This window comes from Peptoniphilus grossensis ph5, from assembly GCF_000311825.1.
GTDB classification, from domain to species: Bacteria; Bacillota; Clostridia; order Tissierellales; family Peptoniphilaceae; genus Peptoniphilus_A; species Peptoniphilus_A hominis.
In genome coordinates this window covers 415,826-427,637 of the sequence record NZ_HE978567.1, presented here as the reverse complement: position 1 = coordinate 427,637, position 11,812 = coordinate 415,826, and the positions used below count along the sequence as shown (strand labels likewise).

Annotated in this window: 9 protein-coding genes and 1 pseudogene; 9 read left to right on the top strand and 1 reads right to left on the bottom strand. The window is 36.5% G+C overall.

What is annotated here, in order from left to right; genetic code table 11:
- The first annotated feature begins 65 nt into the window (after positions 1 to 65).
- From HGPG_RS06285 to HGPG_RS06260, 6 genes and pseudogenes are all read left to right on the top strand, one after another.
- The gene (locus HGPG_RS06285; RefSeq protein ID WP_019125212.1) at positions 66 to 983 is read left to right on the top strand and encodes a LysR family transcriptional regulator; all 918 of its coding nucleotides are present in this window, start codon (positions 66 to 68) and stop codon (positions 981 to 983) included.
- A gap of 269 nt (positions 984 to 1,252) precedes the next feature.
- Positions 1,253 to 2,542, top strand: a pseudogene (locus tag HGPG_RS06280) (2-hydroxycarboxylate transporter family protein).
- 14 nt (positions 2,543 to 2,556) lie between these two features.
- A complete protein-coding gene (citD, locus tag HGPG_RS06275; RefSeq protein WP_019125209.1) occupies positions 2,557 to 2,838 on the top strand; it encodes a citrate lyase acyl carrier protein in 282 nt (93 codons plus the stop codon).
- 4 nt (positions 2,839 to 2,842) lie between these two features.
- Positions 2,843 to 3,742: a citrate (pro-3S)-lyase subunit beta gene (gene citE, locus HGPG_RS06270; protein ID WP_019125208.1), complete on the top strand. Its 900-nt coding sequence runs from the start codon at positions 2,843 to 2,845 to the stop codon at positions 3,740 to 3,742.
- Positions 3,732 to 5,279: a citrate lyase subunit alpha gene (citF, locus tag HGPG_RS06265; protein ID WP_019125207.1), complete on the top strand. Its 1,548-nt coding sequence runs from the start codon at positions 3,732 to 3,734 to the stop codon at positions 5,277 to 5,279. The genes citE and citF overlap by 11 nt, the downstream gene beginning before the upstream one ends.
- 467 nt (positions 5,280 to 5,746) lie before the next feature.
- Entirely contained in the window at positions 5,747 to 7,543 is a 1,797-nt protein-coding gene (locus HGPG_RS06260; protein WP_019125206.1) for a homoserine O-acetyltransferase/O-succinyltransferase family protein, read from the top strand.
- A 74-nt stretch (positions 7,544 to 7,617) separates the two neighbouring features.
- On the opposite strand, the gene gap is transcribed toward HGPG_RS06260, so the two are convergent.
- Positions 7,618 to 8,637 carry a type I glyceraldehyde-3-phosphate dehydrogenase gene (gene gap / locus HGPG_RS06255; protein ID WP_019125205.1) on the bottom strand — a complete coding sequence of 340 codons (1,020 nt, stop codon included), beginning with the start codon at positions 8,635 to 8,637 and terminating at the stop codon, positions 7,618 to 7,620.
- A gap of 106 nt (positions 8,638 to 8,743) precedes the next feature.
- On the opposite strand from gap, the gene HGPG_RS06250 reads away from it, so the two are divergent.
- The 3 genes from HGPG_RS06250 (at position 8,744) to HGPG_RS06240 (ending at position 11,788) form a co-directional block, all read left to right on the top strand.
- Positions 8,744 to 9,334 (top strand): HD domain-containing protein, encoded by a 591-nt coding sequence (locus tag HGPG_RS06250; RefSeq protein WP_019125204.1) that lies wholly within the window; start codon positions 8,744 to 8,746, stop codon positions 9,332 to 9,334.
- Positions 9,335 to 9,434: 100 nt separating this feature from the next.
- Positions 9,435 to 9,659, top strand: a complete 225-nt coding sequence (locus HGPG_RS06245) for a preprotein translocase subunit SecG (RefSeq protein WP_019125203.1) — start codon at positions 9,435 to 9,437, stop codon at positions 9,657 to 9,659.
- A 125-nt stretch (positions 9,660 to 9,784) separates the two neighbouring features.
- Positions 9,785 to 11,788, top strand: coding sequence for a sodium-translocating pyrophosphatase (locus HGPG_RS06240; RefSeq protein ID WP_019125202.1), 2,004 nt, complete (start codon positions 9,785 to 9,787; stop codon positions 11,786 to 11,788).
- Positions 11,789 to 11,812 lie beyond the last annotated feature (24 nt).

Here is an 11,812-nt window from a genome sequence, read left to right as displayed (position 1 = left end):
GTTTTAAAGAAATTTTTAAACGGGAATTTTTAATTCAATAATGGTAGAATGAAAAGGGGGATAATATGAACGAAAGAGAACTTCTTTACATAAAAACAATAGCTGATACACAGTCAATTTCTAAGGCGGCAGAGGAGCTTTTTATTGCTCAACCAAGTCTTAGTCAAGCCCTTCAAAGAATAGAAAGGGAATTGGGCACACATTTATTTATTCGTGAGCCAAGGGGAATGAAATTAACCTATGCAGGAGAAAAATATTATCTCATGGCAAAGGAAATACTAGATATTTACAGCGACTTCAAGTCTGAAATTACTCATATAAATGAGTTAAAGGCTGGGAGACTAGTTATAGGCATAGCAAGATATATGGGGATGAATATTCTTCCAAACATTCTGCCAAAATTCAATAAAAATTATCCGAATATCGAAATTATTATTAGAGAAGAGAACACAAGAGTACTTGAAAACTTGGTACTAGGTGGAAATGTTGATTTTGCACTCACTCATGTTCATAAAAAGGAAATGAATGAGAAAATAAATTATGAAATCCTCAAGGAAGACGAATTTCTTTTAGTAACTCCTAAGAGTTATTTAATGAATTCAGACAAAATAAAAGTAAAAGATGGAAAAAGTTATGTTGATTTGAGAGATCTTGAAGGAGAAAAATTTATACTTCTTGATATTAATAAGGGCATAAGAAAGGTTCAAGATAGAACGATAAAATCTTATGGAATAAACCCAGAAGTTGTCTTTACTACAAAAAACTTTGAAACTGCAAAAAGACTTGCTGCCAATGGAATGGGGATTACTATAATACCCAAGGACTATTTAAACATCTTTAGCCAAGATAAAAATTATGACAGCTTTAATTTATCTGGGACAGAAGAAAATATTTGGTACACTGCAATTCTAACAATCCCAGACATATACAAGTCTCAAGCTACTAAAGTTTTTATAGAAGAGGTAAAAAAATTTTTAAAATAATTTAATTTTTAAGGACTCCTTTTATTATAGAACCCTTTCTTTTTTAAATTAAAAATAATTCAATAAATTAAGCTAATAAATTTAAAGAAAAGCAAGCTATAGTCTTGCTTTTTTAAAATTAATTAGTACTTTAAAAGCGTTACCACAAAATAATTTTGTTGGACCTACAACATAACATTTGCTGAAAACTGCGAGAAATAGGCTTTATCTTATTGCGTAACAATGAGTTTTTAGGGTATTATAAAAGTAAATGTAAAGGAGGTTTTTCGATGAAGAAAAAATATTTTGGACTTAATCTTCCAATGTTATTGGTTTTAGCAATAATTGTTTTCATAGCAACTTACACGGGAGTTTTGTCAAAAGATTTAGCGGGCGGCGTTGCCCTTATGTTCGCAATAGGTATTATTTTATATGAAATTGGAGAGATTATTCCAATCTGGAACACTTATGTTGGTGGTGGACTTGTTCTTGCCTTCTTGGGTACAGCAGTTTTAGTTTATCTAAATGTTATACCAGAAGAATATGTAGAACTTATTTCATCTGTTAACTCAAAGCCTATGGGACTATTAAACTTCTTTATCATAATGCTTATCTCTGGTTCACTTCTAGGACTTAATAGAGATCTTATGATCAAGTCTTTTGCAGGATATATTCCAGCAATCCTTGGTGGAGTTTTAGGTGCTGCCATTCTTGGTATTATTGGGGGACTTTTCTTTGGAGTTTCTCCATCTGAAACTGTTTAAAAATACGTTCTTCCTGTAATGGGTGGAGGTAACGGTGCCGGTGCAGTTCCTCTAAGTCAAATTTATGAAAGAGTTACTGGAGATGCCGCTGCAAACTACTATGGTTTTGCTATTTCAATTCTTACAATTGCAAATATCTTCGCTATTATTGCTGGTGGTATTTTAAATAAGATTGGTAACAGTAAGCCAGGCCTTACAGGAGATAAGAAAACTCTTATGAGATCAGCTCCTGAAATTGAACAAAATGAAGAAAAATTCACAACACAATTAAAGGACTACGCTGGAGCAATTTTAATGGCTCTTACTTTCTATCAATTAGGTAGACTTGTAGCTGATAAAGTTTGGGATCCACTAGTTCCTTCAGTGCCAATTCATCCCTTTGCCTTTATGATTATTATTGTTGCTCTTGCTAATGGACTTGGAATTGTTCCTGGACCACTTAGACAAGCTGCTAAGGAAGTTCAATCTTTCTTTACAAAAAACATTGTAATCTTAATTATGGTTGGGGTTGGTGTTGAAACTGACTTAGTTGAACTAAGAGACGCTATCACTTTTGGAAATGTTGTTATGTCATTTTTAATTGTTGTTGGCGCTGTTATTGGTTCAGGACTTGTTGGACACCTTGTAGGATTCTTCTTTGTTGACTCTGCTGTTACTGCAGGACTTTGTATGGCAAACAGAGGTGGATCTGGTGACTTGGCAGTTCTTGGAGCAGCTGACAGAATGGATTTAATTTCTTATGCACAACTTTCATCAAGACTTGGTGGAGGAATAATACTTGTTATAGGATCAATACTCTTTGGAACGCTCATGTAGTAGGAGGGATATTTTTGAAACTAAAAAAAGAAGCAATGGCTGGAACTCTTGAGTCAAATGATATTTTAATAACAGTTGACAACGGCGAAGGCATTTCCATTGAACTAGAAAGTTCAGTGAAAAAACAATTTGGCAAACAAATTGAAAAAGTTATTAGAGAAACTTTAGAAGAATTAAAGGTAGAAAACGCAAAAGTTACAGCAGTAGACAAGGGAGCCTTGGACTACACTATTAAAGCAAGAGTAGAAGCAGCATGCTTTAGAGCAGCTGAAAGTACAGAATATAATTGGAGCTGATATTTTGAAAGAGAGATTAAGAAGAACAATGATGTTTCTTCCAGGTAACAACCCTGCAAACATCACTGATGCTCACATTTATGGCCCTGATTCAATTATGATCGACCTTGAAGATGCAACGAGTATCAATCAAAAAGATGCGGCAAGATTTTTAGTTTACAATGCACTTAAAACTTTAGACTACGGAAAAACTGAAGTTGTTGTAAGAATAAATGCCCTTGACACACCTTTTGGACGCGAAGATATTAAGGCAGTGGTTAAAGCTGGAGTAGACGTAATTAGATTACCAAAATCAGAAACTGCACAAGATGTAAAAGATGTAGACGAAATTATTACAGAAGTGGAAGAAGAAATGGGTTGTCTTGGTAGAACTCTTATGATGGCTGCCATTGAATCTCCAACTGGTGTAATTAATGCAGTTGACATTGCAAAGGCATCACCTAGAATGATGGGTATTGCCCTTGGAGCTGCTGACTATGTTACAAATCTAAAGACACAAAGGTCTAAGCATGGTTGGGAACTTTTTGCAGCAAGAAGTCAAATTGTACTTGCAGCAAGAAATGCAGGTATTGCTTGTTTCGATACAGTTAACACAAACTTAAGCGACATGGATGCCTTTAGAGAAGAAGTTCAATTTATAAAGGACCTTGGCTTTGATGGCAAGTCTGTTATTCACCCTAAACAAATTGCTGTTGTAAATGAAGTTTACACACCAACTGAAAAGGACATTACTAAGTCACTAAGAATTATAGCTGGTTCAAAGGAAGCTGAAAGAAAGGGCTCTGGAGTTATTACAGTTGACGGAAAAATGGTTGACTATCCAGTTATTGCTGGAGCACAAAGAGTTCTTGACCTTGCAGTAGCAAGTGGAGTGCTAAAGAAGGAGGATATTGATGAACTATAATAAAAATGCAGTAGGAAGAGATATCCCTGAATACCTTGAAGGCATTGGCGAACTTGTTCCTTTTAAAGGCGAAGGCAAATATCTTAGAACTGATAGAAAGGCTTCTCCCAAAATTAGATATGGAAGAAGAGATGAAAGTAAACTTTTAGGCTCTATTGAAGAAGCCGTAAAGAAAAGTGGACTTAAAGATGGAATGACAATTTCCTTCCACCACCACCTAAGAAATGGTGACTATGTTGTAAATATGGTTATGCAAGTTATAGCTGATATGGGCATTAAGGACTTAACTCTTGCTCCATCATCACTATCACCTTGCCACGACAAACTAATTCCGCTAATTGAGAAAGGTGTAATCACTGGCATTCAATCATCAGGACTTAGGGGAGAACTTGGAGAAAAAATCTCACAAGGAATCCTTAAAAAACCATGTATAATTCGTTCTCATGGTGGTCGTGCAAGAGCAATTGAAGATGGCGAACTTCACATTGATGTAGCATTTTTAGCTGCACCATCTTGTGATGAATATGGCAACATGAATGGTAGAGAGGGAAAAGCTGCTTGTGGCTCACTAGGCTATGCCATTGTTGATGCACAGTATGCTGACTGCGTAATTGCAATCACAGATAATCTTGTACCTTTCCCTAACATTCCTGCATCAATAGGCATGATGTATGTTGATTATGTAGTTGAAGTTGACGCAATTGGAGATCCAAAGGGAATTGTTTCTGGCTCAATTAGATTTAACGACAACCCAAGAGATTTATTAATTGCAAATAATGCTGTAAAGGCAATTAAGGCATCTGGACTTTATAAAGATGGCTTTAGATTCCAAACTGGAGCTGCAGGTTCAACACTTGCAGTTGCAAAAATCCTTCGTGAAGAAATGAAGAAGGACAAGATTAAGGCATCAATGGCACTTGGTGGAATCACTGGATATATGGTAACAATGCTTGAAGAAGGTTTAATTGATGGTATTTACGATACACAATCCTTTGACCTTGATGCAGTAAGATCAATTCGTGAAAATCCAAAGCACTTTGAACAAACAGCATCATCTTATGCAAATCCAAACAACCCAACTCCTGCAGTTAACACTCTTGACTTCGTACTACTTGGCGCATTAGAAATCGACACAGACTTCAATGTCAATGTAATGACAAGGTCTGATGGAGTAATCAACCAAGCAGTTGGTGGACACCAAGACACTGCACCTGGAGCAAAGATGTCACTTATCCTTGCACCACTTGTAAGGTCAAGAAATCCAATTATCATGGATAAGGTTACAACAGTTTGTACACCAGGCGAATCTGTTGATGTAGTATGTACAGACTACGGCATTGCTGTTAATCCAAAGAGAAAAGATTTAATCGAAAAATTTGAAGAAGCTGGACTTGAAATTAAAGACATCAAAGAATTGCAACAAATGGCAGAAAAACTTACAGGTAAACCTGAAGAAATTAAGTTCTCTGACGAAGTAGTTGCCGTTGTAGAATACAGAGATGGTTCTATAATTGATGTAATTAAAAAGGAAGCTTAAAGAAAAAAATCTAACTATACTATTAAGAGAGACTGCGGTCTCTCTTTTTTTGACTTTTTATAAGAAGTTCTTGGTCTCAAAAATTTTAAAAGCAAAAGTGAAACAAATTATTTGACATAAATAATATTAGATGCTATCATAGTATAAAATTTAAACTCAACAGAGAGAAGAGTAACTTGTTGGACTGATTACAGAGAGCTTCGTTTGGTGAAAGAAGTAGAAGAAAAATAAGTGAACATGGTCTTTCTCGAGTGCTTGTCGATATTTAGATGAGTACGGGATCGCCCGTTATAGCGATAGAGTATGCTAGTACTTGAAGAGTCCCTTATTGCGAGATAAGGGAGAATTAAGGTGGTAACACGAAGCTTTCGTCCTTATGGGACGGGAGCTTTTTTTTATTTTATAAAGACACCTAAAAATTTAAATTTACTCACAAGTACAAATTTTATAGAGGAGAGGAATAAAAAATGCCCTTAATAATACCTAAAGATTTAATAGTTGAAGAAGTTTTAGAGAGAGAAAATATTTTTACAATGAGAGATTCATCTGCCAAGGAGCAGGACATAAGACCCCTTAGCATTGCCATTGTAAATTTAATGCCTAAAAAAGAAGAGACAGAGCTTCAACTTTTGAGAATGTTATCTAACACAGCCCTTCAAATAAATATTGACCTTGTGAGAATGGAGTCCTACAATCCAGCAAATAGCGATTTGAAAAGACTAAGGGCCTTCTACAAAACCTATGAGGACATTAAGCACAAGAAGTATGACGCAATGATAATAACTGGAGCACCAATTGAAACTATTGCCTATGAAAAAATAAAGTATTGGGAGGAATTAAAGACAATTTTTGAATTTGCCAAGGAAAATGTCTACTCCACAATGTTTATATGCTGGTCAGCTCAAGCAGCCCTCTATCACTATTACAAGATTGACCACAAGGTGGCTGATGGAAAAATATTTGGCGTCTTTGAATTTGACAAGCTAAAGGACAATAAAATCGTCAAGGGTTTTGACGACACATTTTTAGTTCCTACATCAAGGCACACTTATGTTAAGGCAGAAGATTTAGAGGACATAGAAGACTTAGAAGTCCTTGCAGCAAGACCTGACACTGGAGTTTCCCTTGCCACTACAAAGGACAACCGCTTTGTATTTAACTTTGGCCACTGGGAATATGATAAGGACACCCTACACAGTGAATACATTAGAGATATTTCTCAGGGCAAGAAAATTGCCCCACCACAAAATTATTATGAGGACAATGACCCTAAGAAGGAAATAAAAATCAGGTGGAGGTCTGCAGGAAACTTGTTCTTCTCCAACTGGCTAAACTATTGCGTATATCAAGAGACACCTTTTGCCATTGAAACAATAGAAGGCAAGTCTGTTTCAAAATTTGGCGGCAGCTCCTTAAAGGACGCGGGACAATTTGCCAAGGTGAAAAAAATTATTTTCTCAAAAGAAGACAGAGATGTAATTGTAGTTTCTGCACCAGGAAGAAGATTTAAAGAAGACACAAAGGTAACAGACGAATTAATTTCTCTATCTGATAAAAATTCAAAAATTGAGGACCTTGAAAAAATTATAAAGTCTCTTGAAGAAGAGCTAGCTGCCCAAAGAGCCTATAGGGACATCCAACTGGAAAAAATTGAAAAAAGATTTTCTGAAATTGCAGAGGACTTAAAGCTTGAAGAATTTTGGGATGAGGAATTAAAATTTGTCTTTGATCAGATAAAAAATTCAAATAACAAGGACTTCATTGTCAGCAGGGGCGAGTTTTTAAATGCAAAACTTTTGTCAAAATATTTAGATTACGACTTCATAGATGCCAAGGACATAATAATTTTTGACGAGGAAGGACAAGTTGATTTAAAAAAATCAAGAGAGGCAATAAGAATCCACATTGGCGACAACCAAAAGGCAGTGGTGCCAGGCTTTTATGGCAGCGACAACAATGGCGACATTGTAACTTTCACAAGGGGCGGTAGCGACTACACAGGAAGCCTTATAGCCTACGCACTGGATTCCAAGGTCTACGAAAACTGGACTGATGTAAATGGAATAATGACATCAGACCCCAATAAGGACCCTAACGCTAAGACAATTGACAAGCTAAATTTTAAGGAGCTAAAGGAAATAATAGATAAGGGGGCCCAGGTCTACCAAGGCGATGCCATAAAGCCCGTTGAAGAAAAAAATATTACCATAAAAATTTTAAACACAAATAATCCTAGAAATCATGGAACAGTTATTAAAGACTAAAAAAAGGAGCCAGAGTGTAAAAACTTTGGCTCCTTTTAAAATAAAAGGCTGGCTCCAGCAAGCCTTTTTAAAAATTATAGAGATTCTGCAATTTTTTCTGTCAAATCAATAACTCTTTCAGTATAACCCCATTCGTTGTCGTACCAAGAAATTAATTTAACCATTTTTCCGTTAACTGTTGTAAGAAGTGAATCGAAAATAGAAGAGTGAGTGTTGCCTATGATGTCAGATGAAACAAGTTCGTCTTCAGAATATTCAAGGATGCCCTTTAATTCATTTTCAGCTGCCTTTTTCATTGCTGCATTGATTTCTTCAACAGTAGCTTCCTTTTCAAGTTCAAAAGTAACATCAACAAGAGAGCCAGTTGGAACAGGAACTCTTAGGGCAAAGCCAGTTAAAATTCCGTCAACTTCTGGAATAACTTTTCCAACAGCCTTAGCTGCACCAGTTGAAGTAGGAATAATATTTTCAGCGCCCATTCTTGCACGACGCATGTCCTTTTTGTGAACGCCATCGTGAATATTTTGGTCATTAGTGTAGGCGTGAACTGTAGACATAAGTCCCTTCTTGATGCCAAAGTTTTTTAAAATAACTTTAGTAACTGGAGCAAGACAGTTTGTAGTACATGATGCGTTGGAAATAATGTCGTGGACAGATGGATCATACTTGTCGTCGTTAACTCCCATAACAACAGTAAGCATGTCGCCCTTGCCTGGAGAAGTTAAGACAACTTTTTTTGCTCCGCTAGTAAGATGACCCCTAGCCTTGTCTTCATCTTTGAAGGCACCTGAAGAGTCGATGACAATATCAACGCCAAGTTCCTTCCAATTCATTTGGTCAGGAGTTTTTGATTCAACAAAAGTAACTTTCTTTCCATTTATAATCATTCCGTCATCAGTAAATTCAATTTCACCAGGGAATCTTCTATAAATAGAATCAAATTTAAATAGGTGAGTTCTTTCCTTTAAAGTTTTTTCTAAATTTCTAACGGCTACATGAGTAACTTCGAAGTTACAATCATCTCTTAGAGCCCAAATTCTAAGAGCATCTCTGCCAATTCTTCCAAATCCCATTATGCCAACATTTTTTTTCATAAAAAACCTCCGTAATCATTGCATTCTTATATTCATTATAACACAAGTAGAAAAAAGTGAAATTCAAAAATTATTGTGATAATATAGGTAAAAAGGAAGTGGCGATATGAATAGTGGAATAAGTAGAGAAGATGGCCTAAAACTTTTAAAGGAATACAACAAGGAAGAATTTCACATAAGACATGCCTTAACTCTTGAAAGTGTAATGGGATATTTTGCAGAGGAATTTGACAAGGACAATGTGGACTTTTGGAAGATGGCAGGCCTCCTTCACGATGTTGATTATGAAAAATATCCTGAAGAGCATTTAAAAAACACGCCGGAGATTTTAAAGGGCGCAGGTGGAAGTGATGAATTAGTCCACGCAATTTTATCTCACGGTCACGGACTATGTTCAAGTGTTGAGCCAGAGCTTTTTATGGAAAAGGTCCTCTTTGCAGTAGATGAGCTTACAGGTTTAATCTACGCTGCATCTCTCATGAGACCCTCTAAGAGCACCAAGGACATGAATTTAAAAAGTGTGAAGAAAAAATTCAAGGATAAAAAATTTGCTGAAGGTTGCTCTCGCGATGTCATTAAAAGAGGAGCAGAAAATTTAGGATGGGAACTTGATGAATTAATAGAAAAAACTCTTCTTGCCATGCAAGATAGGGAAGATTTAATTGAAAATTCTTTAAAAAATGAGCTAAGCTCTTAAAAAATTGCCAAAAATCGTCAAAAATCGTATAAATTCGTTGATAAGAATGGCTTGCTGTGTTAGAATTTATATGTTATAGAAATTTAAGGGAGGTAGTTGTTTGCAAACTTTATTATCTATTATAATTATTATTACAAGCATTATTATAATAGCTGTAGTAGCACAAATGGAATCAGATCAAGCTGGTCTTGGAACTCTTCAAGGTGAAGAAACTACTATGTGGGGCTCACATAAAGGTTCTAGTAAAAAAGACATCCAAAATAAAATTGTAATGATTTCAAGCATCGTTTTTGCACTTGCACTTATTATTTTAGCTGCAATTTAATTAAAATTAGGAAGAAAATAGAAATGATATTTTTTCTACTTCCTATAGTGGTCTTTATTGCAATTGTATTTTTGTTGGCGAGTCTTTTATAAATACATTGCAATTAAAATTTAAGGAGGATTATAATGAATACTTTATATTTAGCTCCTATAGTCGGCGTTTTGGCACTATTATTTGCTTTTTATAAGGCAAGCTTCGTGTCAAAACAAGATGCCGGAAATGAAAGAATGAAGGAAATTTCTTCTTACATTTCAGAAGGAGCTATGGCATTTTTAACAAGGGAATATAAGGCTCTTGTTGTTTTTGTCATTGTACTTGCAATTATCTTGGCAGTAGGACTTAAATCAATCCCAACTGCTATTTGTTTCGTTGTTGGAGCTATCTTTTCAGTAGCTGCTGGTTATGTTGGTATGAAAGTTGCCACAAAGGCAAATGTTAGAACAACTAACGCAGCATGGAAGGGTGGACTAGGTAAAGCACTTGACGTAGCCTTTTCAGGTGGAGTTGTAATGGGAATGTGCGTTGTTGGTCTAGGAATCATTGGTATTACTTGCGCATACTTCTTTACAGATGGACAAACTGAAATTATTACAGGATTTTCACTTGGAGCATCTTCTATTGCACTTTTCGCAAGAGTAGGTGGAGGTATCTACACTAAGGCAGCAGACGTTGGAGCTGACCTTGTAGGTAAGGTTGAAGCTGGTATCCCAGAAGATGACCCAAGAAACCCTGCAGTTATCGCTGATAACGTAGGAGATAACGTTGGGGACGTAGCTGGAATGGGCGCTGACTTATTTGAATCTTATGTAGGAGCTCTTCTATCAGTTATCACTCTTGGAGTAGTAGCTTATGGAGAAGATGGAGTTAAATTTGGTCTTCTTGTTGCAACAGTTGGTATCTTAGCATCAATTGTAGCTGCCTTCTTTGTAAAGGGAGACAAGAACCCACAAAAGGCTCTTAACGCAGGAGAATATGTAGCAGCAGCTGTTACTATGATTGCTTCAGCTATTTTATCAAATGTAATTTTCGGAAGCTTTGCACCTTTTGCACCAGTAATTATTGGTATTGCAGTTGGTCTAATTATTTCTAAATTCACAGAATATTACACAGCTGATGACTATGCACCAGTAAAGAGAATTGGCGCAGAATCAGAAACTGGAGCTTCTACAAATATTATTGCTGGACTTTCTGTTGGTATGATGTCAACAGTTGGACCAATTATTGTTATCGCTATTGGAATTATAGCATCCTTCCTTGGAGCTGGCGGAAGCGCAGATCCAGTTATTGGACTTTACGGAATTTCACTAGCAGCTGTTGGTATGCTTTCAACAACTGGTATGACAATTGCCGTAGATGCTTACGGACCAATCGCTGATAACGCTGGTGGTATTGCAGAAATGTGCGACCTACCAGAAGACGTTCGTGAAATCACAGACTCACTTGACTCTGTTGGTAATACAACAGCAGCAATAGGAAAGGGATTTGCAATAGGTTCAGCAGCACTTACTGCCCTTGCACTTTTCGTTTCTTATATCAACGCAACTGGACTAAGTGGAATTGATATTTCTAAGCCAGAAGTTATAGCTGCAACATTTATCGGTGGTATGCTACCATTTGCCTTCTCTGCACTAACAATGTCAGCAGTAGGTAATGCAGCATCAGAAATGATCGACGAAGTAAGAAGACAATTTAAAGAAATACCTGGCATCATGGAAGGCACAGGAACTCCTGACTATGCAAGATGTGTAGACATCTCAACAGGAGCAGCACTAAAGCAAATGATCGTACCAGGACTTATAGCAGTAATAGTTCCAGTACTAGTAGGAATACTACTTGGAACAGAAGCCCTAGGCGGACTTCAAGCAGGAGCTCTTATAACAGGCGTACTAATGGCAATCTTCATGTCAAACGCTGGTGGAGCTTGGGACAATGCAAAGAAATACATTGAAGGTGGAGCACACGGTGGTAAAGGTTCAGAAGCTCACAAGGCAGCTGTAACTGGAGATACTGTTGGTGACCCATTCAAAGATACATCAGGACCTTCTCTTAATATTCTAATTAAACTTATTACTGTTGTATCCCTTGTATTTGCACCACTATTTGTTGCATACGGCGGAGTATTCCTATAAAAAAATAAATCTGTTAGAGAGAAA